At 64.6% G+C, this 25,355-nt stretch carries 16 protein-coding genes and 7 pseudogenes; 14 read left to right on the top strand and 9 right to left on the bottom strand.

All coding sequences use genetic code 11. From position 1 onward, the window contains the following. Positions 1-3: 3 nt before the first annotated feature. Entirely contained in the window at positions 4-1,140 is a 1,137-nt protein-coding gene (locus ACFQAU_RS06980) for a murein hydrolase activator EnvC family protein (RefSeq protein WP_132443854.1), read from the bottom strand. Next, positions 1,137-2,651 (bottom strand): annotated as a pseudogene (gpmI, locus tag ACFQAU_RS06985) (2,3-bisphosphoglycerate-independent phosphoglycerate mutase). The gene ACFQAU_RS06980 and the pseudogene gpmI overlap by 4 nt, the downstream one beginning before the upstream one ends. Before the next feature lie 169 nt (positions 2,652-2,820). Here gpmI and ACFQAU_RS06990 point away from each other — a divergent pair. The 4 genes and pseudogenes from ACFQAU_RS06990 to ACFQAU_RS07005 all read left to right on the top strand — a co-directional run bounded on the left by ACFQAU_RS06990 (position 2,821) and on the right by ACFQAU_RS07005 (position 6,952). After that, positions 2,821-3,000 (top strand): zinc-finger domain-containing protein, encoded by a 180-nt coding sequence (locus tag ACFQAU_RS06990; RefSeq protein WP_067622513.1) that lies wholly within the window; start codon positions 2,821-2,823, stop codon positions 2,998-3,000. 122 nt (positions 3,001-3,122) lie between these two features. After that, positions 3,123-5,920, top strand: a pseudogene (gene polA / locus ACFQAU_RS06995) (DNA polymerase I). Continuing rightward, positions 5,920-6,135: a YdeI/OmpD-associated family protein gene (locus tag ACFQAU_RS07000; protein ID WP_386281380.1), complete on the top strand. Its 216-nt coding sequence runs from the start codon at positions 5,920-5,922 to the stop codon at positions 6,133-6,135. The pseudogene polA and the gene ACFQAU_RS07000 overlap by 1 nt, the downstream one beginning before the upstream one ends. Positions 6,136-6,334: 199 nt before the next feature. Further along, positions 6,335-6,952 carry a glutathione S-transferase gene (locus ACFQAU_RS07005; RefSeq protein ID WP_132443857.1) on the top strand — a complete coding sequence of 206 codons (618 nt, stop codon included), beginning with the start codon at positions 6,335-6,337 and terminating at the stop codon, positions 6,950-6,952. Here the strand turns inward: ACFQAU_RS07005 and ACFQAU_RS07010 are convergent. Continuing rightward, positions 6,941-7,705 carry a hydroxypyruvate isomerase family protein gene (locus ACFQAU_RS07010; RefSeq protein ID WP_206054273.1) on the bottom strand — a complete coding sequence of 255 codons (765 nt, stop codon included), beginning with the start codon at positions 7,703-7,705 and terminating at the stop codon, positions 6,941-6,943. The genes ACFQAU_RS07005 and ACFQAU_RS07010 overlap by 12 nt on opposite strands. 18 nt (positions 7,706-7,723) lie before the next feature. Then, a complete protein-coding gene (locus ACFQAU_RS07015) occupies positions 7,724-8,299 on the bottom strand; it encodes a DUF1285 domain-containing protein (protein ID WP_120352018.1) in 576 nt (191 codons plus the stop codon). 70 nt (positions 8,300-8,369) lie between these two features. On the opposite strand from ACFQAU_RS07015, the pseudogene ACFQAU_RS07020 reads away from it, so the two are divergent. From ACFQAU_RS07020 to ACFQAU_RS07035, 4 pseudogenes are all read left to right on the top strand, one after another. Continuing rightward, positions 8,370-9,376, top strand: a pseudogene (locus ACFQAU_RS07020) (AAA family ATPase). Between the two features lie 7 nt (positions 9,377-9,383). Continuing rightward, positions 9,384-10,258: pseudogene (locus tag ACFQAU_RS07025) on the top strand (DUF58 domain-containing protein); the annotation flags it as partial. Beyond that, positions 10,255-13,017, top strand: a pseudogene (locus ACFQAU_RS07030) (DUF4159 domain-containing protein). The pseudogenes ACFQAU_RS07025 and ACFQAU_RS07030, both read left to right, overlap by 4 nt. After that, a pseudogene (locus ACFQAU_RS07035) lies at positions 13,014-15,052 on the top strand (hypothetical protein). Before ACFQAU_RS07030 ends, ACFQAU_RS07035 begins: the two co-directional pseudogenes overlap by 4 nt. Here the strand turns inward: ACFQAU_RS07035 and ACFQAU_RS07040 are convergent. From ACFQAU_RS07040 to ACFQAU_RS07060, 5 genes are all read right to left on the bottom strand, one after another. After that, positions 15,049-15,927 carry a nickel/cobalt transporter gene (locus tag ACFQAU_RS07040; RefSeq protein ID WP_386281385.1) on the bottom strand — a complete coding sequence of 293 codons (879 nt, stop codon included), beginning with the start codon at positions 15,925-15,927 and terminating at the stop codon, positions 15,049-15,051. The pseudogene ACFQAU_RS07035 and the gene ACFQAU_RS07040 sit on opposite strands and share 4 nt — an antisense overlap. Continuing rightward, positions 15,912-16,562 (bottom strand): DUF1007 family protein, encoded by a 651-nt coding sequence (locus ACFQAU_RS07045; RefSeq protein WP_120352024.1) that lies wholly within the window; start codon positions 16,560-16,562, stop codon positions 15,912-15,914. Before ACFQAU_RS07045 ends, ACFQAU_RS07040 begins: the two co-directional genes overlap by 16 nt. A gap of 88 nt (positions 16,563-16,650) precedes the next feature. Beyond that, a complete protein-coding gene (gene yaaA / locus ACFQAU_RS07050; RefSeq protein WP_132443862.1) occupies positions 16,651-17,430 on the bottom strand; it encodes a peroxide stress protein YaaA in 780 nt (259 codons plus the stop codon). Between the two features lie 29 nt (positions 17,431-17,459). After that, positions 17,460-19,505, bottom strand: coding sequence for a DNA helicase RecQ (gene recQ / locus ACFQAU_RS07055; protein ID WP_132443863.1), 2,046 nt, complete (start codon positions 19,503-19,505; stop codon positions 17,460-17,462). Positions 19,506-19,612: 107 nt separating this feature from the next. Beyond that, the gene (locus tag ACFQAU_RS07060) at positions 19,613-19,900 is read right to left on the bottom strand and encodes a YggT family protein (RefSeq protein WP_067622549.1); all 288 of its coding nucleotides are present in this window, start codon (positions 19,898-19,900) and stop codon (positions 19,613-19,615) included. A gap of 132 nt (positions 19,901-20,032) precedes the next feature. On the opposite strand from ACFQAU_RS07060, the gene ACFQAU_RS07065 reads away from it, so the two are divergent. From ACFQAU_RS07065 to arfB, 6 genes and pseudogenes are all read left to right on the top strand, one after another. Then, a complete protein-coding gene (locus ACFQAU_RS07065; protein ID WP_132443864.1) occupies positions 20,033-20,611 on the top strand; it encodes an acyl-CoA thioesterase in 579 nt (192 codons plus the stop codon). A gap of 104 nt (positions 20,612-20,715) precedes the next feature. Further along, a complete protein-coding gene (locus ACFQAU_RS07070) occupies positions 20,716-22,089 on the top strand; it encodes an MFS transporter (RefSeq protein WP_132443865.1) in 1,374 nt (457 codons plus the stop codon). Continuing rightward, a pseudogene (gene mepA, locus ACFQAU_RS07075) lies at positions 22,086-23,029 on the top strand (penicillin-insensitive murein endopeptidase). The gene ACFQAU_RS07070 and the pseudogene mepA overlap by 4 nt, the downstream one beginning before the upstream one ends. Then, a complete protein-coding gene (locus ACFQAU_RS07080) occupies positions 23,002-23,916 on the top strand; it encodes an esterase-like activity of phytase family protein (protein ID WP_132443867.1) in 915 nt (304 codons plus the stop codon). Before mepA ends, ACFQAU_RS07080 begins: the two are co-directional and overlap by 28 nt. A 64-nt stretch (positions 23,917-23,980) precedes the next feature. Next, complete coding sequence (locus ACFQAU_RS07085) at positions 23,981-24,601, top strand: queuosine precursor transporter (RefSeq protein WP_132443868.1); 621 nt, start codon at positions 23,981-23,983, stop codon at positions 24,599-24,601. A gap of 328 nt (positions 24,602-24,929) precedes the next feature. Then, a complete protein-coding gene (gene arfB / locus ACFQAU_RS07090) occupies positions 24,930-25,352 on the top strand; it encodes an alternative ribosome rescue aminoacyl-tRNA hydrolase ArfB (protein ID WP_067939814.1) in 423 nt (140 codons plus the stop codon). Positions 25,353-25,355 lie beyond the last annotated feature (3 nt).

A 25,355-nucleotide genomic window follows, 5' to 3' on the forward strand; every position in this document is an offset into this window, starting at 1 on the left:
CTGCTATCCATCCTTGTCGGTGCGGAACCAGTCTGCCGGGTCCTGAGGTGTGTTGTCTTGCCTGACTTCTATATAGAGCGTTTCCGTCCGGTCAGTGCCAGTGCCTTCACCATTTGGTGACATCTGGGAACTTGTGCCGCTTTCCGGCCCGCCCATCAACCCGATGGGCGTGCCACCGGCAATCACCTGCCCGGCTTGGCCGTAAACGATATCCAGCCCCGCCAGCACAAACAGCGTGTCAACCTGCGGCTCAAGGATCACGACATTGCCCAGATCCAGCAACGGACCCACGTAGCGGATCGTCGCCGCCGCGGGGCTGGTGACGATGGCGCGGGGGCGGGTGGCAAGGATCATGCCGGGCCGTGTGACCCCAGCCGAATCCGTCTCTCCCGCCTTGCGCAGCACCAAGCCTTGGGCGGGCAAGGGCAGCTCGCCCACCTGACCGTCAAGGTTCACCGGGGCGGGTTCTTCCGCGCCGGTGGTGATCTCGGACAGGCCACTGGCAAAGCCATCCAATGTCTCGGTCGAGGCAATCAGGATCGCGGTGCGCACCGGGTCTTCGGTAAAGCGCGTGGGCAGATCGGTACGGTTGGCCATCGCCTGATTGAGCGCGGTGCGGGCGCGCTGCACTTCGGTCAGCCCCTCTTGCAAGCGCTGTGCCGCATCGGTCTGCAAGGCACGCAGGGTTTTGATGTCTTCGTAGTCTTGGCGCAGTGCATCGGCGCGGGCGTTGAGCGCGGGCGTCAATTCCGCCAGCAACATCCCGGCACGCGCAGTACCCATCGGGCCATCGGGGTGCAGCAGCACCACGGGCGACGGATCACCGCCGATGCTTTGCAAAACGCCCAAGAACTGCGCCACCTCGCCCTCGCGCGCCTGTAGCTTGCGGCTAAGCTGTGCCTCGTTGATCGCCGCCTGACGCAGCCCTGCCCGCATCGCGGCAAGCCCCGCCTCAAACGCCTGAATCGTTTCGGTCAGCGCCTGCACCCGGTCGCGCGCGCCATCGGCTTGGTCAAGCCGCGCCCCTGCCGCCTCCAACGCGGTCGCGGCCGCGCGTGCCTCCGCGGCGGCCTCATCGGCCTGCGCCTGTGCCATCAGGGGCAGGCAGGCAAAAACAACAGCCGCGGCGAAATGCTTCATGTCAGCAGGCTTTTCCCGGTCATTTCTTCGGGCTGCGGCAGGCCCATCAACTCCAGCACCGTCGGTGCCAGATCGGCCAGACGCCCGTCGCGCAGGGCGGTCCCTTCGGGCGCGCCCACCGCCACCACCGGCACAGGGTTAAGCGTATGCGCCGTATGCGCGCCGCCTGTCTCGGGGTCGATCATCATCTCGCAATTGCCGTGATCCGCCGTAACGATCATCGCGCCGCCCGCCTTTTCCAGCGCCTTGAGCACCCGGCCAAGGCCCGCGTCCACCGCCTCGCAAGCCGCAATCGCTGCCTCAAGATCACCGGTATGGCCGACCATATCGGGGTTGGCGTAATTCACCACGATCAGGTCATAGCCCGCCTCGATCGCCTGCACGAACTGATCCGTCACCTCGGCGCAGGACATCTCGGGCTGCATGTCATAGGTCGCGACATCGGGCGACTTGGGCATGTTGCGGTCTTCGCCCGTCGCCGGGGTTTCGACACCCCCGTTGAGGAAAAAGGTCACATGGGGATATTTCTCGGTCTCGGCCAAACGGAACTGCCGCAGCCCCTGTTGCGCCACCCAATCCCCCAGCGTGTTTTTGATGTCCGGCTTGGGATACATCGTGGTCATATAGGCGGCGTGGTCTTTGGAATATTCCGCCATGCCCATCAGCGCCGCCCAATCGGGGCGCGGGCCGGTGTCATAGGCGTCGAACCCCGGATCGCCCAAGGCCGCCATGATCTCGCGCGCGCGGTCGGCGCGGAAGTTAAGGCAGAAGAGCCCGTCGCCCGTCGCCGCCCCCGCATAGCCGTCGATCACACTGGCGGCAAAGAACTCATCCGTCTCGCCCCGCCCGTAGGCGGCCTGCACCGCTGCGCGGGCATCGGGAAACGCCTGCCCTTCGCCGCGCAGAATTGCCGCCGAAGCCTTGCCCACCCGGTCCCAACGGTTGTCGCGGTCCATCGCGAAATAGCGCCCTGTCACGGTGACGATCCTGACGCCTTCGGGCAGCGCCGCCTCCAGCGTCTCGAAATAGCCAAGCGCTGAAGACGGTGCCACGTCGCGCCCATCGGTCACCGCATGGATCACCACCGGCAGTCCCGCCGCAACCAGTGCGCGGGCGGCGGCGATCATATGGCTCAGATGCCCATGCACCCCCGTCCGAGACGACGCCCATCAGATGCGCCGTGCCGCCGGTTTCCTTGAGCTTGGCGATAAAACCCCGCAGCCGCGCATTCTCGGCAAAGCTGCCTTCTTCGATCGCCAGATCAATCTGCCCCAGATCCATCGCCACCACCCGGCCCGCGCCGATATTGGTGTGGCCAACCTCGGAATTGCCCATCTGCCCGCGCGGCAGGCCCACGTCGGGGCCATGGGTGATCAGCTGCGCCTTTGGTCCCGCTTGCATGATCCGGTCAAAATTCGGCGTCTTGGCCAGCAGGGGGCGTTGCCCTCCGGCACCTCGCTGAGGCCCCAACCGTCAAGGATGCACAATACGACAGGTTTGGGGGCGCTCATCAGACTGCTTGCTCCGGCTTGGTGGCTGTTCAGCGTCTTTTACCCCTTGTGGGCTGGCACTTGAACCACTTTGTGCACAAGCCTCCCATTCCCGCGCAGAGCCCTTGCCCCGCGCGCCTGCTTTGGTCATAACGAGTGGCAACTTTCGCCTGAGCCGAGGACCAACTCCATGACCCTGCAAGCGCCCGAAACCCGCATCGTGAACACTTGGCGCGTGGCCTGCGACGGCAGCGAAGGCGCGCTTGGCCACCCGCGCGTCTGGCTGCAAATCCCACAAGACCGCGGTTGGGTCGAATGCGGCTATTGCGATTGCAAATTCGTCCATACGGATTTCGAAGGCAAAGTCTGAGCCTTCCCGGCCCCCTCTGAACATCTGAACCGACGGCACGAACCTGCCCGCGCGGCGCATTGGCGTCTGGCCGTGGGCCATGCTTCGTGGCAAAAGGGTCGCCAATCCAGCGGAGCATTCATATGACATTCGGCAAAGGCCACCACCTGCATCTGATCGACGGCTCGGCCTTCATCTTTCGCGCCTATCACGCCCTGCCACCGCTGACGCGCAAATCCGACGGCATGCCCATCGGCGCCGTGGCTGGGTTTTGCAACATGCTGCACCGCTATGTTGAGGGCAACACCGGCCCCAATGCGCCCACGCATGTTGCCGTGATCTTCGACAAGGGCAGCCACACTTTCCGCAATGACATGTACGACCAGTACAAGGCCAACCGCGAGGCCATGCCCGAAGACCTGCGCCCGCAGATCCCGCTGACCCGCACCGCGACCGAGGCGTTCAACATCGCTTGCAAAGAGCTTGAGGGCTATGAGGCGGATGACATCATCGCCACCCTCGCCGTACAGGCCCGCGCCGCCGGGGGCGTTGCACCATCATCAGCTCCGACAAAGACCTGATGCAGCTTGTCGGCGACGGCGTGGAAATGCTGGACGCGATGAAGAACAAGACCATCGACCGCGATGGCGTCTTCGAGAAGTTCGGTGTCTACCCTGACCGCGTGGTGGATGTGCAGGCGCTGGCGGGCGATTCGGTCGACAACGTGCCCGGCGCGCCCGGCATCGGCATCAAGACAGCGGCGCTGCTGATCAACGAATACGGCGATCTGGATGCGCTGCTGGAACGCGCGAGCGAGATCAAACAGCCCAAACGCCGCCAGACCCTGATCGACCATGCCGAGCAAATCCGCCTGAGCCGCAGCCTCGTGCTGCTCGATGAAAACACGCCCATCGACTTCACCATCGACGACCTCGAAGTGCGCGACCCCGATGCCGACCGCCTGCTCGGCTTCCTGTCTGAGATGGAATTCCGCACCCTGTCAAAACGCGTGGCCGAAGTGCTGGGCCGCGAAGCCCCCGCCATCCTCGACGCGCCAGCGCCTGCCGTGGCCGACGCACCGCAGGTCGCGGATGTGCCCTTCGACCACAGCAAATATGAGCAGGTCAGCGACGCCGAGGCGCTGCGCGTTTGGCTCGACCGGATTTATGAGGTCGGCTATGTCGCTGTCGATACGGAAACCACCGGTCTGAACGAGATGACCGCCGAACTGGTCGGCGTGTCGCTGTCGGTTGAGGCCGGGCAGGCCTGCTATATCCCGCTGACCCACAAGGCCAGCCGCAGCGATGACCTGTTCGGCTCCGATGACCTCGCGCCCGGCCAGATGCCGATTGAGGAAGCGCTGCAACTGCTGACCCCGATGCTGGAGGATCCTGCGATCCTGAAAATCGGGCAAAACATGAAATACGACGGCAAAATCTTTGCCCAACTCGGCATCACCGTAGCACCCATCGACGACACGATGCTGATGTCCTACGCGATGCACGCAGGCCTGCACGGGCATGGGATGGACACGCTCTCGGAACGCTACCTCGGCCACACGCCCCTGCCGATCAAACCGCTGTTGGGCAGTGGCAAATCTGCCGTGACCTTCGACAAGGTGCCAATGGAAGACGCGGTGCCCTATGCCGCCGAGGATGCCGATGTCACCCTGCGCCTGTGGCAACTCTTCAAGCCGCAGTTGCACCGCGCCGAAGTCACCAAAGTCTATGAGACGCTTGAGCGCCCGTTGGTGCCCGTGTTGGCACAGATGGAACGCGCCGGGATATTGGTTGACCGTGATACGCTTAGCCGCATGTCTAATGCCTTTGCGCAGAAGATGGCGGGGCTTGAGGCTGATATTCACGAGCTGGCCGGAGAGACGTTCAACGTAGGCTCGCCCGCACAGCTTGGTGAAATCCTGTTCGGTAAGATGGGGCTTGATGGCGGCAAGAAGGGCAAGACCGGTAAATATTCCACCGGCGCGGATGTGCTGGAGGATTTGGCAACCGAACATGACCTCGCCCGCCGGGTGCTGGATTGGCGGCAACTGTCCAAGCTGAAGTCGACCTATACCGACGCGCTGCAAGACCATGTGAACGCCGACACGGGCCGCGTGCACACCTGCTATTCCATCGCCGGTGCCGCGACGGGGCGTTTGGCCTCGACCGATCCGAACCTGCAAAACATCCCGATCCGCTCCGAAGAAGGCCGCCGCATTCGTGAGGCTTTCGTCGCCCCCGAGGGCAAAGTGCTGGTGGCGCTGGACTACAGCCAGATCGAGCTGCGCATCCTTGCGCATATCGCGCAGATCGACGCGCTGAAGGAAGCCTTTGCCCGCGGTGACGACATCCACGCCATGACCGCGTCCGAGATGTTTGACGTGCCGATGGATCAGATGACCCCGGAAATTCGCCGCAACGCCAAGGCGATCAACTTCGGCGTGATCTACGGCATCTCAGGGTTTGGTCTGGCGCGCAATCTGCGCATTCCACGGGCCGAGGCGCAGGGCTTCATCGACCGCTATTTCGAACGCTTCCCCGGCATCCGCACCTATATGGACGACACCAAAGCCTTCGCCAAAGAGCACGGCTATGTGCAGACGCTTTTTGGCCGTAAGATCAACACGCCCAACATCGGCGCCAAGGGGCCGCAAGCCGGTTTCGCCGCCCGCGCCGCGATCAACGCGCCGATCCAAGGCACCGCCGCCGACGTGATCCGCCGCGCCATGGTGCGGATGCCCGAGGCCATCGCCGATCTGCCCGCGACGATGCTGTTGCAGGTGCACGATGAACTGCTGTTCGAAGTGGAAAAAGGGGCCGAAGACGCGCTGATCGCCGCCGCGCGCGAGGTGATGGAGAACGCCAATGATCCGGTGGTGAAGCTTGATGTAAAGCTGATCGTCGATGCCGGCGTCGGTGCCAACTGGGCGGAGGCGCATTGATGGAGCATATAGACCTCCCCGAAGACCTCGCCCAAGCGCTGGAAGAGACCGGCGCACAGGCGGGCTGGAACGGATACAGCGATGAGTTGCGCGCCGATGCGCTGGCATGGATCGACGCGGCGCGGACCACGACGGCACGGTCGAAGCGGGTGGATGATGTGGCGCGCTTTGCCGGTAAGGGACTTCCCCGACACCGTTTCAGTAGGGTGAAATGAAGCACCGGCCCGGAATCAAGCCGCAGGCACCGGGCCATCGCCTGCCCCCCCGGGTAGGCGATTTGGTGAGGCTGGGCATACCCTTTCGAGCACACATCACGGATGAGCCATAAAGTGGCAGAAACCTCTGCCCGGTCGCCGACCCGCGGTCAGGCCATGGCCCTTTGTACATCTTGCCCATGTCACCTAAATACTCCCCATGACCTCAATCCTCTACTCCTTCCGCCGCTGCCCCTACGCCATGCGCGCCCGCCTCGCCATTGCCGCCGCGCAAACGCCCGTCCACCTGCGCGAAGTCGTCCTGCGGGACAAACCGCAAGCATTCCTCTCGGCATCCCCCACCGCCACCGTCCCTTGCCTCGTCACCGAAACCGGCCCCATCGACGAAAGCCTCGACATCATGAAATGGGCGCTGGCCCAGAACGATCCCGAAGGCTGGCTCGACATGCCGCCCGAGGGGCACGATTGGATCACCCGCGCCGATGGCCCGTTCAAAGACGCGCTCGACCGCACCAAATACGCCACCCGCTATTCCGATGTGGACCCCCAAGAACAACGCGCCAAGGCTGCCGCCTTTCTCCAAGACCTCGACGCGCAACTGGGTGACTGGATCTTCGACCGCCCGACGCTGGCCGATTACGCGATCCTGCCCTTCGTGCGGCAATTCGCCTTTATCGACCGCGCTTGGTTCGACGCGCAGGACTGGCGCGCCCTGCGCGGCTGGCTCGACCGGTTCCTCACCGCGCCCCGGTTCGAAAGCGTGATGAGCAAATACCCCCAGTGGCAGCCCGGCGATACGCCGGTGTCATTCCCCTAAGGCGGCCACCCATCCGAGCGTCTGCTCCGTCGCCACGCCCGCCGCATACTCCCCGCTGACAAAACCGTCATAACCCGCCCGCAGCGCGGCAAAGAGCCCGTCGAAATCGACATCACCGCTGCCCGGCGCCCCACGCCCCGGCGCGTCACCAAGCTGCACATGGCGGATTAGGGGGCGATATTCCTCGAATACCGCCACGGCATCGCCATGGATCATCTGCGCGTGAAAACTGTCGAACTGCAGCCCCACATTCGGCACATTCACTGCCGCGAGAAGATCCGCCGCCTGAGCGTAATCGTTCAAGAAATACCCCGGTCTGGCCTCAGGGCAGAGCGGCTCGATCATCAAAGTGACCTCCGGCGGCGCCTCGGCGGCGGCATGACGGAGGTTCGCCACGAATGCCTCTGCCGCCGCTGGCCCTTCGGCCTCCCCGGCCATGACATGAACCATCTTGGGCCGCAGCGCGTCGACATAGCGCCAGACCCGGCGCATATCATGGGCAAAGCGCGCCTCCCCGCCCGGAATGGCCGCAAAGCCGGGCTGGCCACCGGTATAATTCGGCGGTGGGGCATTGATCAGAGCAAGCGTTAACCCGTTGCGCAGCAAGGCGCGCTGCGTCTCTTTCGCGGGGATGTCATAGGGAAACAACACTTCGACCGCGCCAAATCCCGCCTCTGCCGCCGCGTCGAACCGATCCAGATAGGGCAACTCCGACCAGAGCAGCGACAGGTTGGCGGCAGGTATCAGCGGCATTTCGGGCTTTCGATGGCTTTACGGCAGGTCTTCCGACGGGATGATGCCAAAGAATTCCCCACCCGACCAGACACCAAACCAGCCATCGCGGTGCTCGCCCAGATCGACCAAGCGGTAAAAGCTCTTGCGGTCGATCAGCGCCTCAAGGTTCCGGCGCAGCAGCACATAGGGTGAAGGCTCGCCCGTCTCCTCATCACGGACCACGCGGATCGGATGCTCCGGCCCCGCCTCGGCCACATCGCCTAGGTTGGTGAGAAACCGCAACTGCTGCGCCTCGCCCTCGCCTTCGGCCTCGAAATCCACGGCGACAAAGGGCGCATCTTCGACCGTGATGCCCACCTTCTCGACCGGGGACTTGAGGAAATAGTCATCCCCCTCGCGCCAGAGAATCGAAGCGAACAATTTGACCAATTCGATCCGCCCAATCGGCGTGCCTTGGTAGAACCACGTCCCGTCGCGTTTGATTTGCATGTCCAGATCGCCGCAGAATTCCGGGTTCCACTTCTCAAGCGGCGGGGTTCCGCGCGTTTTTGCGGCCTTGGCGGCTTCGATCAGGCTGTCTGCACTGGGTGTCACGGTATTTTGTCCGCTCATTGGTTTTGCCATTCCCTTTGGTCGCGATACACTTACACCTGAAAGATATAACTCCGGGGAAAGAAATGTCATGGCCGAAGCGGATGATCTGATCGCGCGATCGAAGCGCTGACCGAAAAGCTGGGCAAGGCCAAGCAGTCGATCACCGGGCGGTTTGTTGGCCAAGAGCAAGTTGTCGACCTCGCGCTGACTGCGCTGCTCTGCGGCGGGCACGGGCTGCTGATTGGTCTGCCAGGCTTGGGCAAGACACGACTGGTCGAGACCTTGAGCACCGTCATGGGCCTGCACGGCAACCGCGTGCAATTCACCCCCGATCTGATGCCCGCCGATATTCTGGGCTCCGAAGTGCTTGATACCGCGCCCGACGGCAGCCGGGCCTTTCGCTTTATCGAAGGGCCGATCTTTTGCCAGCTTCTGATGGCGGATGAGATCAACCGCGCCAGCCCGCGCACGCAGTCTGCGCTTTTGCAGGCGATGCAGGAAAAAACCGTCACGGTGGCTGGCCAAGACCGCGCATTGGGCCAGCCCTTCCACGTGCTCGCCACGCAAAACCCGATCGAGCAAGAAGGCACCTACCCGCTGCCCGAAGCACAGCTTGACCGTTTCCTCGTGCAGATCGACGTGGCCTACCCCGACCGCGCGACCGAGCGGGACATCCTGATCGCCACCACCGGCGTCGAAGATGGCGCGGTGCGCCCTGTCTTCTCTACCGAAGACCTGCTGGCCGCGCAAAACCTGCTGCGCCGGATGCCCGTGGGCGACAGCGTGGTGGAGCTGATCCTTGACCTTGTCCGCGCCTTCCGCCCCGATGAACCCGAAGCCACCCAGCCCGTGCGCGAGAGTGTTGCCTGGGGCCCCGGCCCCCGTGCCGCGCAGGCGCTGATGCTGACGGTCCGCGCCCGTGCGCTGCTGGAGGGGCGGCTTGCCCCCTCTGCCGAAGACGTGCTGGCCATGGCCCGCCCGGTGCTAAGCCACCGGATGGCGCTGAACTTTGCCGCCCGCGCACGCGGCGAAAGCCTGCAAGGGCTGATCGACGCCACCGCCGGTCAACTGATCGGGAAAAAGGCCGCCGCGTGACCCATTCCCCCTAACCCTCAGGGCCGACGCCGAGGGCGAGGCGGCCCGGCTTCCCGCCCTTCTGGCGCGGGCCGAGCATCTGGCCGGTGCCGTGTTGCCCGGTGCCCATGGCCGCCGCCGTGCCGGGACGGGGGATGATTTCTGGCAATACCGCCCCGCGCAGATGGGCGACAGCCGACGGATGGTCGACCACCGCCGCTCGGCGCGCGGCGATCAAGAGTTCGTGCGAGAGCGGGAATGGCAAATTGCCCAGTCGGTCATGCTTTGGGTCGATCAGGGCGCGTCGATGCGCTTTGCCTCTGACAAAGGGCTGCCCGATAAGGCAGATCGCGCGCGGCTGTTGGGCCTCGCGCTGTCGATCCTGCTGCTGCGCGGCGGTGAACGGGTGGGCCTTACCGGCACCGCCCTGCCGCCCCGGCGCGGCAATCCGCAGGTGCTGCGTCTTGCCGAATTGCTCTGCCAAGAAGACACCCGCGAATATGCCCCGCCCGAACATCGCGGCATGATCCCCCATGCTCGGGCTATCTTTATTTCGGATTTCATGGGCGATCTTGAACCCGTCCGCACCGCGCTGACCAAAGCCGCTGATCGCGGCGTGCGCGGCGTGCTGTATCACCTGCTCGACCCGGCAGAGGAAGCCTTCCCTTTGCGGGCCGTACCATTTTCGAAAGCGTCGGCGGCACGCTGCGCCACGAGACGCTGAAGGCGAACGACCTGCGCGACCGCTATCTCGACCGGCTCGCGGCGCGCAAAGATGAATTGCAACAACTCTGCGCCCGCACCGGCTGGCGCTATGGGCTGCACCACACGGATGCCTCGGCGCAATCGGCGCTGCTGTGGCTCTATGGCGCGTTGGACGCGCGGCAAGGGAGTGCTGCATGAGCGTTTTCGGCGGCATCGGTTTCACCGCGCCTTGGCTACTGCTGGCCCTGCTGGCGCTGCCGATCCTCTGGCTGATCCTGCGTGCCGTGCCCCCGCCCCGATCCGCCGCCGCTTTCCCGGTGTGGCGCTGCTCTTGGGTCTGGCGGATGACGAAAGCACGACGGACCGCACGCCGTGGTGGCTGCTGCTACTACGGATGCTGGCCGTGGCTGCGATCATTGTTGGCCTTGCCGGGCCGGTCCTGAACCCGCAGGCCGAGGCGGAACAGGGCAGCGGCCCGCTGTTGATGGTGCTGGATACATCATGGGCCGGGGCCAGCCGCTGGGACCAACAGTTGGCCGCCGTGGACACGCAACTGACCCGTGCCGGACGGGCCGAGCGGACGGTGGGCATCCTGACCCTGACCAACCCGCAGGTGCCAACCTTCCAATCCGCCCACGCATGGCGCAGCCGCCTTGCCGGGCTTTCCCCCGCGCCGTGGCAGCCTTCCCCAGCTGAGATCGCTCGCGCAACCGAAATCATGGCAGACCTGCCCGCCTTTGACACGATGTGGTTCAGCGATGGCTTGGACTATCCGGGCCGCGATGACCTGCTCGCCACGTTGCAAGCCAAAGGGGCGGTTGAGGTCCATCAGTCGGCCAACAACGTCATCGGCATCGCGCCCGCGGTCTATCAAGACGGTGCAATCGACCTGACCCTGCGCCGCGCCGCCCCCGGCCCGGAACGCGACGCCGTAGTGCAGGCCCATGGCCGCGACCCGGCAGGCAACGCCCGCGTGCTGGCCACCGCCAACGCAGGTTTCGAGGCGGGTGCGACCGAGGCCAGCACTTCCCTCTCGCTGCCTGCCGAGATGCGCGCGCGGCTGACCTCTTTCGATATCGCGGGCCAACGCTCTGCCGGGGCGCGCACCTTGGTCGACGACGGGCTGCGCCGCCGTGAGGTCGCGCTGATCAGCGGGCGCGGGGCGCAGGAGGGGCTGCAACTGCTCTCGCCGCTGCACTATATCGAACAGGCGTTGGCCCCGAGTGCTGACCTGATCGACGGCACCCTGTCCGAGGTGCTGCCCGCCAACCCCGATGTGATCGTGCTGGCCGATGTGGCCACCCTCAGCCCCGCCGAGGCCGAGCCGCTGCAAGAGTGGATCGACGCGGGCGGCATGCTCATTCGCTTCGCCGGGCCACGCATTGCCGCCAGTGATGTCAGCCGCATCGACGAAGACCCGCTGATGCCCGTGCGCCTGCGCGCCGGGGGCGCAGCGTGGGCGGGGCAATGTCTTGGGGCGAGCCGAAGGCGCTGGCCCCTTTCCGCAACGGATCGCCCTTCTTTGGCCTGCCGGTGCCGGAGGACGTGACCGTTTCCGCTCAGGTCGTGGCGCAACCGGACCCGACACTGGCCGACCGGGTGATTGCGTCGCTGAGTGACGGCACGCCGCTGGTCACGCGCAAGGCTGTGGGTCAGGGGCAGATCGTGCTTTTCCACGTTACCGCCACGGCGGAGTGGTCGACCCTGCCGCTGTCGGGCCTTTTCGTGCAGATGATGGAGCGGCTGGCTGTGTCCTCTGGTGCCAGCACGCCCGAGGCCGGCAGCCTTGAGGGCACCACATGGACCCCGCTGCGGGTGATGGACGGTTTCGGCACCCTGTCGGACGCGGGCAACCTGCCCGGTGTCGCGGGGCCTGACTTGATTTCGGCCCCCGCTGGCCCTGCGCTACCCCCGGCATCTACGGCTCAGAAGACCGACGGCTGGCGCGCAATGTGCTGACTGCTGAGACCACGCTCACCCCCGCCACATGGCCCTCGGATGTGCCGCTGCGTGGTCTTGCGCTGCCGCCGGAACAGCCGCTGGCCGGAGCACTTCTGAGCCTCGCGATCCTGTTGCTGGTTGCCGATGTGCTGGCCTCTCTTGCCCTTTCGGGGCTGCTGCTGCGCCGCTCGGCTGGTACTCTGGCGCTGATCTTGGGGCTGGGCTTGCCACAAATGGGGGACGCGCAAGAGACTGACCCCGAAAGCTTTGCCGTGCGCTCCGCCTCCGAGGTCACGCTGGCCCATGTGCTGACCGGCAATAGCGACGTTGACGAGGTCGCCCGCGCCGGGCTGATCGGCCTGTCGGACACGCTTTATTTTCGCACCACGGTAGAGCCTGCCCTGCCCACAGGTGTCGATTTGGAGCAGGACGAACTCGCCTTTTTCCCGATCCTCTATTGGCCCGTCACCCCCGATCAACCACAGCCTTCAACCGAGGCTTATGGCAAGCTGAACGACTATCTCCGCTCGGGCGGGTTGATCCTGTTTGATACACGCGACGCGGATATCGCAAGCTATGGCGCCGCCAGCCCGAACGGGCGCAAGCTGCAGGAATTGGCCGCCCCGCTCGACATCCCACCACTTGAGCCGCTGCCCGGCGACCATGTGCTGACCCGCACCTTCTATCTGCTGCAGGACTACCCGGGCCGCTACACCAGCCGCGATGTCTGGGTTGAGGCCGCGCCGCCCGACGCCGAACGGATCGAGGGGATGCCTTTCCGCAACCTCAATGACGGTGTCACCCCGGTGGTGATCGGCGGCAACGATTGGGCCGCCGCTTGGGCCGTGCGCCGCGATGGCGCGCCCTTGCTGCCCATCGGGCGCGGCTATGCCGGAGAACGGCAGCGCGAATTGGCCTACCGCTTTGGTGTGAACCTTGTGATGCATGTGCTGACGGGCAACTACAAATCCGATCAGGTCCATGTGCCTGCGCTGCTGGATAGGTTGGGCCAATGACCGGAACCGTGCTTTTCGACCCGCTGATCCCGCTGCCGCTGTTGATTGGGCTGGCGGTGCTTGCCGCGATTGGCGTTCTGCTGGCGGTGTGGCGTGGCCTGTCGGGCTGGGCACTGCGGGGGCTGGCCGCCGTGGTGGTGCTCGGCGCATTGGCTGGCCCATCCTATCAAACCGAGGACCGTGCCCCGCTGAGTGACATCGTGCTGCTGTTGGAAGACGAAAGCGCCAGCCAGCGGCTGGCGGACCGCGCCGACCAGTCCGATACCGCCGCCGAGGCGATGGCCGACCGGATCACCGCGCGCCCGAATACGGAACTGCGCCGCATCACCGTGCCCGACGGGGCCGAGGACGCGGGCACACGGTTGATGACCACGCTGGCCGACGCGCTGGCCGAAGAGCCGCGCGCGCGGATTGCGGGCATTCTGGCGGTTAGCGATGGCCGGGTGCATGACGCGGACCTGCCGCTTGACCTGCCCGCGCCGCTGCACCTGCTGCAAACCGGTCGGGCCGCAGATTGGGACCGCCGCCTGACCGTGCGCAATGCCCCTGCTTTTGCCATCATCGGGGAGCCGGTGACCCTGACCCTGCGCATCGACGATCTGGGCGCCGCGCCCGAGGACGGGGGCTGACCCGGCTTGATATCTCTGTCGATGGTGAAGACCCGCAAAGCTTTGACGTTCCCATTGGCCAAGACCTCGAACTGCCCGTCGCCCTGCCCCACGGGGGGCGCAATGTGATCCGTTTCTCCCTGCCCGAAGCGCCGGGGGAATTGACCGACCGCAACAATGCCGCGCTGATCCAGATGAACGGGGTGCGCGACCGGCTGAGCGTGCTGCTCGTCTCGGGCGAGCCGCATCCCGGGGGCGCACGTGGCGCAACCTGCTGAAGTCCGACAGCGCGGTCGATCTGGTGCATTTCACGATTCTGCGCCCGCCCGACAAGCAGGACGGCGTGCCGGTGAACGAGTTGTCGCTGATCGCCTTTCCGACGCGCGAATTGTTCATGGACAAGATTGACGACTTTGACCTGATCATCTTTGACCGCTACCAGCGGCGTGGCATCCTACCTGCGCTCTACCTCGACAACGTGGCGCAATATGTGCGCAAGGGCGGCGCGGTGCTGGTCGCGGCGGGGCCGGATTTCGCCAGTGCCGACAGCCTCTACCGGTCGCCGCTTGGCACGGTGCTGCCTGCCACCCCCACCGCGCGGGTTTTGGAGGAAGCCTTCCCCCGTCGTGACCGACATCGGTCAGCGCCATCCCGTGACCGCCGAACTGCCGGGCAAAGGCGACTGGGGCCGCTGGCTGCGCCAGATCGACGTGACAGCTGAGCGTGGCGATGTGGTGATGAGCGGCGCAGACGACCGCCCACTGCTGGTGCTTGACCGCGTCGACGAAGGCCGCGTGGCGCTGCTGGCCTCAGACCATGCGTGGCTGTGGAACCGGGGCTATGAGGGCGGTGGCCCGCAGTTGGAACTGCTGCGCCGTTTGGCGCATTGGATGATGAAAGAACCCGAGCTTGAGGAAGAGGCGCTGACCGCCACCGCCCAAGGCCGCACCATGCGCATCACCCGGCGCACCTTGGATGAAACCGTGCCCCCCGTCACCATCACCGCCCCTGATGGCAGCACCACCGAAGTGCCCCTCGGCCCCGCTGGTCCGGGCCGTTTCGAGGCTGAATTCACGGGCGAAGAGATGGGCCTCTACCGATTGGAAAACGGGGAGGAGGTGACTGTCATCGGCCTAGGCCCTGCTGCCCCGCGCGAGTTTATTGAGACGATTGCCAGTGACGCAGCACTGCGCCCAGCCATCGACACCCTGCGCGGTGGCGTGGCACGGGTGGAAGACGGGCTGCCGCGCCTGCGCGACGTGCGCCTTGGCCGCCCGGCTGCCGGACGCGGCTGGCTGGGGCTGACCCCACGTGGCGCTTATGAGACCCGCGATGTGCGGCAAACACCGCTGCTGCCGGGGTGGTTGGTGCTGTTGCTCTCGGCCCTGTTCATCATTGCCGCTTGGCTGCGCGAAGGCCGCCGTTAAAGCGCGCGAAGCAGCAGCCCGCCCGCAAGCGTGACGACGATAAGCCCTGCCGTCAGCTCTGCCACCGCCGCGGCCTGTGCCAAGCGCGGCGATCCGGCGAGCCCACCAAGCACCCCCGCCCGCAACCCCGTGGCGGCAAGCCCGGTGGCGATGGTGATCAACCCGGTGCCAAGGGCCATGGCAAAAGCGCCCAAAACACCGACACCGCCGATGCCCATATGCCAAGTGATCACCAGCACGAACAGCGCCCCTGTGCAGGGACGGATGGCGATCCCAGCAATCAAAAGCAGCGCATCGCGCAGGCTGCCCGCCTGCTGGACCTGCGCCAAGCTCGGCCCATGGGCATGACCGCAATGGCCGCAGACCTCTTCGCTATGCGCCACCTTCTTTTGGCGCGCATGACGCAGCCCGCGCCAGATCAGCCAAAGCCCGATAAGGGCAATTGCGCCGTAGCTTGCCGGGGCCATGATGTCTTCGGTCACGCCCACCAGAGCCTCACGGCCAAGGCCCAAAAGCAGGATCCCCGCATAGACCAAGACCACCGCCGTCACCGCTTGGCCAAGCGAGGCGGCCAGAGCGATTAGCGACAGCCGCAGCATCGGCACAGAGCGCGCCAGCCCATAGCCGCCAATCACGATCTTGCCATGCCCCGGCCCTGCAGCATGGACCACGCCGTAGGCAAAAGACGCCAGCAGCACCGTCCAGAACGCCGCGGTATCGCCCCCGCGTGGCGCGCAGCCCGCTGGCGATGCTGTTTTGAAACCCGCGTTGCTGCCCTGCCGCCCAATGGGCAAGGGCGTTAAAGCCCCCGTCCACCACAGCGCCGCCAGCGCCAGCAGGGTCGCCAATGCGGCCAGCGCTATGATGCGTCGCATGTGATCACCACCTCATTGGCCAAGGCTTCGCCAATTTCAGGCAGGCCGACATCGTTCGGATCGGTATTCGCGTCCAAGGCGCTCAGATCCTGCTGAAGTTCGCGCAGATCGGCGTTCATCTCTGGCATCTTGACCCGCGCGCGACAGGCGTCATCGCCTTGCACGGTCACCTTCTGAGTCACCTCATAGGCAGTGTAATAGGTCGGGTCATAGGGTTTAATGACTAGCCCATTCGCGTCAGGCGCATCGCCCTCGACCGCCCGCAGATGGCTGGTGATGATCCGGCCCTCGGAAAAGGTCGTCGCCACCTCTTGCGGACTGGAAAGCGCGATCTCTTCACCGCCGTTCAGCAAGACCGTATCGCCGTTGAACCCTTCAACCCAACGCATGTCGAACCCGTTGAGAGAGGCGACTTCCGCCTCGGTCAGCACGCTATCGTAATCGGGGTCGAGGCCGCGATCCTCGGTCACCAACAGAGAATAGAATTCGTCATAGGCCCATGTGATCCGCAGATGGGTCAAGCGCCCCTCGGCATCGAGGATAACCTCAAAACCGGTATCGACAAAGATATGCGGATGCGCGCCAAGCGGTGTGGCGCAGGCAAGTAGGGCGGCGGTAACAAGCGGGTATTTCATGGCGCTAGGTCTACCCCCTTCGCCATGCGCGGCAATTGCCCGGCGGGTGGCATATGGCGGGATCGCGCGCATTGCCCCCGCCCCCAGATCAGGTCGACGGATAGGGCCGGACAAAGACCGGACGCTCGGGCGTCGAGGCATCGGGCTGATAGGCATAGCCGCCGCTGTCAAAATCCCGCAGCCCCTCGGGATCATTCACCCGGTGCTGCACGATATACCGCGCCATGGCACCGCGTGCTTTCTTGGCAAAAAAGCTAACGATTTTCGGCCCTTTACCGTCGCCCTTGTCTTCCATGAACTGCGGGGTGATCACGCGCAGTTTCAGCGCCTTGAGGTCCACCGCACCAAAGTATTCCTGACTGGCGCAGTTCACCAGAACATCGCTGCCGGTGGCCTCGGCCTGCGCGTTCAGCGCCTTTGACAGGCTGTCGCGCCAGTAGTCATAGAGGTTGCCACCGCGGCGGGTTTTCAGCTTGCTGCCCATCTCCAACCGGTAGGCTTGGATCGCGTCGAGCGGGCGCAGCACGCCGTAAAGCCCCGAGAGGATGCGCAGGTGCTCTTGGGCATAGGTCATCTCATCCGCATCAAGGCTCGCGGCCTCCAGCCCCTGATAGGTGTCGCCGGCAAATGCCAGCGCGGCGGGGCGGGTGGTGTCGGCACTGGGCTCGGCTTCGAACGCCTGAAATCGGTCGCGGTTGAGACGGGCCAGATCGTCGCTGAGGCTCATCAGGTCTTTAAGGTTGCCCAAAGTGAGATTACGCGCCGTGGTCGCCAGCCGCACAGCATCTTCCTGAAAATCCGGCCGGGTATCCGCGACATCGCGTTCGGCCCAGTCGAGGCGTTTGGCGGGTGAAATAACGACGAGCATGGCAGTCTCCTTGGGGCGTTTCGGGTGATCTAGCCCGCGTCGCGCAGAACGTCCAGAAAGGCGGGGCCAAAGCGTTCGGCGCGTTTGTCGCCTAAGAGCCGCTCAATGGCAGAACTGTCGGCGCTGCGCAGTTGCGCCACCTTGGCCAGCATCGCGGCAGAGCAACTTAACGGCTTCTCGGTGCCCTGCTCACCCCGCGCCAGATCGGCCTGCACCTGCAACAACTGGTCATAGACATTGCCCGCCTCGCGCCCCGCCAGCTTGCGCCGGGCCTTATGCATCGGCTGCGCTTCGCCGTTGATCACCTCAAGAAAGGCCGCGCCGTAGTTTTCCAGCTTTTTCGCCCCCACGCCGCCGATACGGGCCATGGCATCAAGGTTTTGCGGGCGCGCCTCGGCCATCTCGATCAGGGTGCGGTCGGTGAAGATGATATAGGCAGGCACGCGCGCCGCCTCGGCCAACGCACGTCGCTTGGCCTTAAGCGCCGACAATAGCGGCGCGTCTTCATCGCTGACCATCGCTTTAACGGCAGGTCGGCGATTGGCACCCGCCGCTTTGATCGTGTCGCGCCGTAGGTTGATCGACGCCTCACCGCGTAGGATCGGCAGGGCGGCATCGGTCATCCGCAGCGCGCCGTGGCGTTCGGCATCGGGGCGAACAAGGTCGTGCCCCATCATCTGACGGAACACGGCCTGCCATTCGTTACGGCTGTATTCACCGCCGACGCCGTAAGTGGGCAGGGATTGGTGGCCGCGCTGGCGGACCTTGTCGGTCTCGTTGCCCAAAAGGATGTCGATCAGATGCCCCGCGCCGAACCGCTCATCCGTGCGCAGCATGGCCGAGAGCGCCTTGCGCACTGCCGTGGTGCCATCGAACACATCCGCGGGCGTATCACAGAGGTCACAGCGCCCGCAGGTGATTTCGGTCTCGTCAAAATAGCCCAGCAAGGTCTGGCGACGACACTCCAGCGCCTCGGCCAAACCGAGCAGCGCGTTGAGCCGCCCGTGATCGGCGGCGCGGCGTTCGGGCGGGGCCAGCCCTTCGTCGATCTGGCTGCGGCGCAGGCGGATGTCATCGGGGCCAAAGAGGGTCAGGGTTTCAGCCGGGGCCCCGTCACGCCCGGCGCGGCCAATCTCCTGATAATAGGCCTCGATCGATTTCGGCAGGTCCGCATGGGCGACCCAACGGATGTCCGGTTTGTCGACCCCCATGCCAAAAGCCACCGTGGCGCAGACGATCAACCCGTCCTCTTGCTGGAACCGACGCTCGGCGATGCGGCGGTCTTCGGCCTCCATCCCGCCATGGTAATGGAGCGCCATTTGCCCCTGATCGCGCAGCGCCTTGGCAAGCCCCTCGGTCTTGGCCCGCGTGCCGCAATAGACAATGCCCGACTGCCCGCGCCGCGCGGCGGCGAAATTCAGGATCTGATCGCGCGGCTTGTTCTTGGCGGCAAAGGCAAGGTGGATGTTGGGCCGGTCGAACCCACGCAGAAAGGCGCGCGGCGGGGTGCCGTCGAAGAGCTTTTCGACAATCTCGACCTGAGTTTCGGCGTCAGCCGTGGCGGTGAAAGCGGCCAGCGGCACGTTCAGCGTGCGGCGCAATTCACCGATGCGCAGGTAATCGGGGCGGAAGTCATGGCCCCATTGGCTGACGCAATGCGCCTCGTCCACGGCGATAAGATTGACGCCAACGCGCCGCAGCATCCCCATGGCGGAGCCTGCCGCCAACCGCTCGGGTGCCATATAGAGAAGTTTGAGCGTACCGGCCTCCAGCGCCTCCCAAACCGCGTCGGTCTCTTCGGGTGTGTTGCCCGAGGTCAGCGCGCCCGCCGCGACGCCCGCTTCTTGCAAGCTACGAACCTGATCGCGCATCAGAGCGATCAGCGGGCTGATGACCACCGTCACCCCCTCGCGCATCAGCGCAGGCAGTTGGAAACATAAGGACTTGCCGCCGCCCGTGGGCATGATGGCAAGCACGTTCTCGCCCTCGGTCACGGCCTCCACAATCTCTTGCTGGCCGGGGCGGAACCCGTCGAAACCGAATACATCACGAAGAAGCGTGGCAGCGCCTGTCATGGAGAACCTGTAAGATTGTCTGCTCTTTTTATGCAGACTCCCACTAACAAACCGTGAACAAGGCCAGATGCACGCGACATGGGCGCGCGGACCGGGCTTGGCACGGTTCAGTAGAAGGCCGCGGCGTTGTTTGTCAGCACGATCCGCGCGATGGCCACGACGATCAGCACGATCAATGGTGCCAGATCCAAACCACCCATCGGCGGGATCACATTGCGCACGCGGCTATAGACTGGCTCTAGAATCCGGTTCAGCCCGTCCCAGATTTGCGCAACCAAAGGCTGGCGCAGGTTCAGCACCTGAAAATTGATCAACCAAGACATGATGACATGGGCGATGACGATGAACCAAACGATGTTCAAAAGCAGCATCAGGATTTGGAACAGTGACGTCATGGAATATCCCCTTGGTTTGACGCAAGACAGTTAAGCGCCCCGTCCACAAAGGGCAAGAGTGCCGCGACGTATATGCTTGACCGCGCAGCGCTTCCGCCGCAGATCGGCACCGTCACGACAAAGGAAAGCCCCATGTTCCCGATCATCCGCATGGCCAAAGACGTCATCGTCGCCGCGCGGCAGGCGCCGCTGGAAAACCTGACCGACACCCATGTCAGCCACCACATCTGCTGGCCGCATGACCTCGATATCTGGATGGAGCTGAACAACGGGCGGGCGCTGTCGCTGTATGATCTGGGCCGCACCGCCATGGCGCAGCGTGCCGGGTTGATTACGCTGCTTCGCCAAAACAAATGGGCAATCACAATCGCAGGCTCCAGCACCCGGTTCCGCCGCCGCATCCGCATGTTTGAGAAGTTCGAGATGCGCAGCCGAACTCTGTGCTGGGATGACAAGTTCATCTATCTGGAACAATCCATGTGGAAGAAGAACGGCGAATGCGCGAGCCATGTGCTCTACCGCTCTGCCGTGACCGATCGTAACGGGTTGATCCCGCCGGAAAAGGTGCTGCGCGCCATGGGGCGGCAGCAACCTTCGCCCGAGGTGCCCGGCTGGGTGGCCGAATGGATCCGTGCCGACAGCCACCGCCCGTGGCCGCCGATGCAAGACGGCGCGCCCGTGCCCGAAGCTGCACCGCACCTTTCCGCCTGACCCGACCGGCAGCCCAACGTTTCAACCCCGCCACGACTGGCGCTTGCGCCTTGCGCCGCGCCCTGCTCTAACTTGGAAAAGAGCAGGCCGCGAAGGGGCGCAACATGGCACAGACAGGCGGGCGCAAGCGCATCTGGGGATGGTACTTTTTCGACTGGGCCAGCCAGCCTTACAACACCCTGCTGCTGACCTTTATCTTTGGCCCCTATTTCGCCCAAACCGCGACCAACGCGCTGGTCGACGGCGGGATGGAGCTTTCCGCCGCGAAAGCCCAAGCGCAGGCCTATTGGGGCTATGGTCTGGCGCTGGCCGGGATCGCGATTGCCATACTGGCGCCGATCTTGGGCGCGGTGGCAGATTCCTCGGGCCGTCGGATGCCATGGATCTGGCTGTTTTCGGCGATGTATGTGATCGGCGCAGCCGCCCTGTGGTGGACAGCCCCGGCGGATTTCTCTCTGCTTTGGGCATTGTTCTTTTTCGGCATCGGCTTGGTCGGGATGGAATTCGCCACGATCTTTACCAATGCCTATCTGCCCGAGTTGCACCCCGACCCGGGTGAACGCGGGCGCATCTCTGGCGATGGCTGGGCCTTTGGCTATGCGGGCGGGGTGCTGGCGCTGATCGCGATGATCGCCCTGTTACAAAGTGGCGCGAACGGGCGCACCATGGCGGGGCTGACGCCGCTGTTCGGGCTGGACCCGGCGACCAAGGCCGACACCCGCATTGTCGGGCCGCTTGCGGCGATCTGGTACGCCGTTTTCATGATCCCCTTCTTCCTCTATGTGCGCGACACGCCGAAACCCGGAGCGCAACGCTACCGCGTGGGTGCGGGTCTGTCGGATCTGGCGCGCACCCTACGGGGCCTGCCAAAGCATCCCTCGCTGCTGGCCTATCTCGGCTCTTCGATGTTCTACCGTGACGCGCTGAATGGCATGTATACCTTCGGCGGGGTCTATGCGCTTGGCGTGCTGGATTGGTCGATTCAAGAGATCGGCATCTTTGGCATCCTTGCCGCTATCTCGGGCGCGGTGTTCTGCGTGCTGGGCGGGCGGATCGACCGGCGCATCGGGCCGATGCCGGTGATCGTGGCCTGCTGCATCATCCTTGTGGCGACTGCCTGTTTGATCATCTCGTTGGGGCCGAATTCTGTCATGGGCGTTTCTTTGCCTGAGGGGTCTGCCCTGCCGGATATCCTCTTCTACGTCGCTGGTGCCTCTATCGGGGCGGCGGGCGGTGCGCTACAGGCATCCTCGCGTAACATGCTGACACGACAAGGAAACCCCGAGCGTATGACCGAGGCTTTTGGCCTTTACGCGCTGTCGGGCAAGGCGACCTCGTTCCTCGCCCCGGCGCTGATTGCCTTGGCCAGTGACCTCACCGGCAGCCAACGGCTGGGCATCACCCCCGTCGTGGGGCTTTTCATCGTCGGTTTGATCCTGTTAGCGTGGGTCAAACCCAAGGGAGATTTCGCCACATGACGCTGCTTCGCACCCTGACCTCCGTGGCACTGGCCTTTGCGCTGGCGTCTTGCGGGGGCGACCGGACCGAAACCGACATCAGCGGTGAGAAAGTCGCCCTGCCGACCATCGGTTCTTCGGGCGGCGCATTAAGCACGGTCGCCGCCAAGCGGCTCTTTGGCGCCAAAAGCTTTGCCTCCACGCAATCCTCGGCGGCTTTCGGCAGCTACTCCAAAGGGTGCCTCGCCGGGGCCGAGCAATTGCCCGAGACGGGTCCGACTTGGCAGGCCATGCGCCTGTCGCGCAACCGCAACTGGGCCCATCCTGAGATGGTCGACATGGTCAAAAAACTCAGCCGCAAGGCCGCGCAGCAGCCGGGCTGGGAAGGCATCTATGTGGGCGATATGAGCCAGCCGCGCGGGGGCCGATGCTGACCGGTCACGCCAGCCACCAGATCGGGCTGGATGCCGATATCTGGATGCTGCCGCCCAAATCCCTCAACCTCAGCCGGGCGCAGCGCGAGAACATCTCGTCGATCTCCATGCGCCGGGCGAGTGGGGCCTATGTCAATTCCTCTTGGACGCCCGCGCATCACGAGGTGGTCAAGGCCGCGGCCCAAGACCCCCGCACCGCCCGCATCTTCGTCTTCCCCGGCGCGAAGGTACAGATGTGTGCCGATGAAAAGGGCGACCGCAGCTATCTGCGCAAAATCCGGCCTTGGTACGGGCATCACTATCATTTCCACGTCCGCATCGCCTGCCCAACAGGCGCGCGCGGCTGTGTGGATCAGGCCCCGCCCCCGCCGGGTGACGGCTGCGCCGATGCGCGGCAGTGGCAGGCCAATATCCTGAACCCACCAAAACCGGATCCGACGGCCCCCAAAACGAAACCCAAGCCCAAGCGCGACATCCTGCTTGCGGACCTGCCTGCCCAATGCAACGCCGTTTTGAACGCAAACTGATCCGCGCCTGTCTCCCGTTCTTCCTGCTCATTGCCTGCGTGGCCCCCGCCGCGCAGACAGAGCCGGTGGTGCAGGTCGACAGCGTGCTGACATGGCGCCACCCGGCCCCGTGGTTCGGCGGCTTTTCGGGGGTCGAGGTCAACGCCGATGGCACCCGCCTGACGGCGGTCTCGGACCGGGGCCGCGTCGTGCAGGCGCGCATGGTCCGCGAAGCGGGCCGTCTGGTGGCGCTTGAGCTTGAGGAAAACGCCCCGCTCAAAGGAGCCGATGGCAAAGCCCTGCGCGGCCAGATGCGCGATGCCGAAGCGCTGGCGCTTGACGACACTGGGCAACTCTACATCTCGTTCGAACACGATCACCACGTCGCTCGGCTTGCGCCTGAAAGCGGTGTCACCACCCCTCTGCCCAGACATGACGACTTCGCTGGCTTCGCGCCGAACGCGGGGATGGAGACATTGGCCGCCCATCCCGATGGACGGCTCTTTGCGGCCCCCGAAGGCGGCGGCCCCACATCGGGCCCCATCCCGCTTTATGCCTTTGATGGCACCGCATGGACAATCGCCGCGAAGATCCCGCGCCAAGGGCCGTTCTTGCCGGTAGACGCGGACTTTGCCGAGGATGGCACGCTCTATCTGCTAGAGCGGACGATCACGCCATTGGGCTTTCGCAGCCGCATCCGCAGTTTTGACCTGACCGCGCCGGGACTTGGGGAGGTAACATTGCTGACCTCCGGCCCCGGTCAATATGATAACCTCGAAGCGCTCAGCACATGGCAGGACGCGGCGGGGCGAACCCGGCTGACTCTGCTGTCGGACGACAACTTCTTCGTCATGCAGCGCAACGAGGTCGTCGAGCTGATCCTTGCCAAACCGGGTGTTGAGGGCTAAAGACCGTTCCGTCTGCGATCCCCGCAGGCCAAGTCGCCGCACCCTTGCACAAAACGGTCCACATATGACACGCACCTATCTCCCCGGCATTCTTGCCATGGCCGCCATCGTCGTGGCCTCGAATATCCTTGTTCAGTTCCTCTTTGGCCAATGGCTGACCTGGGGCGCTTTCACCTATCCGCTGGCGTTCCTCGTCACCGATGTGATGAACCGCCTTTACGGTGCCTCTGCCGCGCGCCGGGTCGTGTTGGTGGGGTTTGTCGTCGGGTTGATCTGCTCGCTCATTGGGACACAGATCATGGGCGAATTCGGTCCGCTGGTGACGGTCCGCATCGCGATCGCCTCGGGCTCGGCCTTCCTCGTGGCGCAGCTGTTGGACGTGACGATCTTTAACCGTTTTCGCGATGGCGCATGGTGGCGCGCGCCTTTGATCAGCACGCTGATCAGCAGCGCGATCGACACGGCGCTGTTTTTCTCCATCGCGTTCTCGGCCAGCCTGTCGTTCATCCACCCCGCGACCGATGTCGCTTGGGCGACCGAGGCTTTGCCGCTGTTGGGCGCAGGCCCCGTTGCGCCGCTTTGGGTCTCGCTCGCCGTGGCGGATTGGTCGGTGAAACTGGCCATCGCACTGGTTGCGCTGATCCCCTTCCGGCTGCTGACCGCACGGCTGACCGCCCGCGCTTGATACCGGCGCAAGGGGCCCGCCCCTTGCCGCCGCACCGTCCAAAAAACGCTTTGCGAATTTCAAAACCTGTGCAACGCTCAGGGTGAGTTCAACAAATGTAAAGGAGGTGATCCAGTGTCAAGAAAGGTATTGGAGCGAGGTGTCGGAACAGCCAGCGGGGTTTCTTGCTAGGGCAGCCCCTGGCAGTGCAACCACCTGGTGGACATCGGTCTAACCGATCCCCCTCCTGAAACCATTCGATTGGGCCGTTCCGCAAGGAGCGGCCCATTTCGCATTCCCCCTTCACCCTCACGGCGCAGACTGGCATGTTACCGGGCAAGGAGAGCCCATGCTGCACATCAACGATGACATCGCCATTCACGACTGGGAGCTGACCGAAAGCTTCATGCGCGCCTCCGGCCCCGGCGGGCAGAATGTGAACAAGGTCTCCTCGGCGGTGGAATTGCGGTTCGAGGCCGCCACCTCGCCATCGCTGCCGCAGCCCGTCAAAAACCGCCTGCGCCGTTTGGCCGGGCGGCGCTGGACCACCGAAGGCGCGCTGGTGTTGCAATGTGACGAAACCCGCAGTCAGGCCCGCAACCGCGAGTTGGTCCGCGAGCGGCTGGCCGAGTTGATCCGCACCGCCCTGACCCCGCCCAAACGCCGCATCGCGACCCGCCCGACGCTTGGCTCAAAGAAACGCCGCCTCAAGGCCAAGAAGGTGCGTGGCGAGGTTAAGGCAATGCGCGGCAAGGTTGACCCAAATACCTGAGCC

Source organism: Sulfitobacter profundi (assembly GCF_042661425.1).
GTDB lineage: Bacteria > Pseudomonadota > Alphaproteobacteria > Rhodobacterales > Rhodobacteraceae > Sulfitobacter > Sulfitobacter profundi.

Bases quoted from the DNA above. Each gene is read 5' to 3' on its own strand.
- ACFQAU_RS06980 (WP_132443854.1), bottom strand. From the start codon at position 1,140: ATGAAGCATTTCGCCGCGGCTGTTGTTTTTGCCTGCCTGCCCCTGATG.
- ACFQAU_RS06990 (WP_067622513.1), top strand. From the start codon at position 2,821: ATGACCCTGCAAGCGCCCGAAACCCGCATCGTGAACACTTGGCGCGTG.
- ACFQAU_RS07000 (WP_386281380.1), top strand. From the start codon at position 5,920: ATGGAGCATATAGACCTCCCCGAAGACCTCGCCCAAGCGCTGGAAGAG.
- ACFQAU_RS07005 (WP_132443857.1), top strand. From the start codon at position 6,335: ATGACCTCAATCCTCTACTCCTTCCGCCGCTGCCCCTACGCCATGCGC.
- ACFQAU_RS07010 (WP_206054273.1), bottom strand. From the start codon at position 7,705: ATGCCGCTGATACCTGCCGCCAACCTGTCGCTGCTCTGGTCGGAGTTG.
- ACFQAU_RS07015 (WP_120352018.1), bottom strand. From the start codon at position 8,299: ATGAGCGGACAAAATACCGTGACACCCAGTGCAGACAGCCTGATCGAA.
- ACFQAU_RS07040 (WP_386281385.1), bottom strand. From the start codon at position 15,927: ATGCGACGCATCATAGCGCTGGCCGCATTGGCGACCCTGCTGGCGCTG.
- ACFQAU_RS07045 (WP_120352024.1), bottom strand. From the start codon at position 16,562: ATGAAATACCCGCTTGTTACCGCCGCCCTACTTGCCTGCGCCACACCG.
- yaaA (WP_132443862.1), bottom strand. From the start codon at position 17,430: ATGCTCGTCGTTATTTCACCCGCCAAACGCCTCGACTGGGCCGAACGC.
- recQ (WP_132443863.1), bottom strand. From the start codon at position 19,505: ATGACAGGCGCTGCCACGCTTCTTCGTGATGTATTCGGTTTCGACGGG.
- ACFQAU_RS07060 (WP_067622549.1), bottom strand. From the start codon at position 19,900: ATGACGTCACTGTTCCAAATCCTGATGCTGCTTTTGAACATCGTTTGG.
- ACFQAU_RS07065 (WP_132443864.1), top strand. From the start codon at position 20,033: ATGTTCCCGATCATCCGCATGGCCAAAGACGTCATCGTCGCCGCGCGG.
- ACFQAU_RS07070 (WP_132443865.1), top strand. From the start codon at position 20,716: ATGGCACAGACAGGCGGGCGCAAGCGCATCTGGGGATGGTACTTTTTC.
- ACFQAU_RS07080 (WP_132443867.1), top strand. From the start codon at position 23,002: ATGCAACGCCGTTTTGAACGCAAACTGATCCGCGCCTGTCTCCCGTTC.
- ACFQAU_RS07085 (WP_132443868.1), top strand. From the start codon at position 23,981: ATGACACGCACCTATCTCCCCGGCATTCTTGCCATGGCCGCCATCGTC.
- arfB (WP_067939814.1), top strand. From the start codon at position 24,930: ATGCTGCACATCAACGATGACATCGCCATTCACGACTGGGAGCTGACC.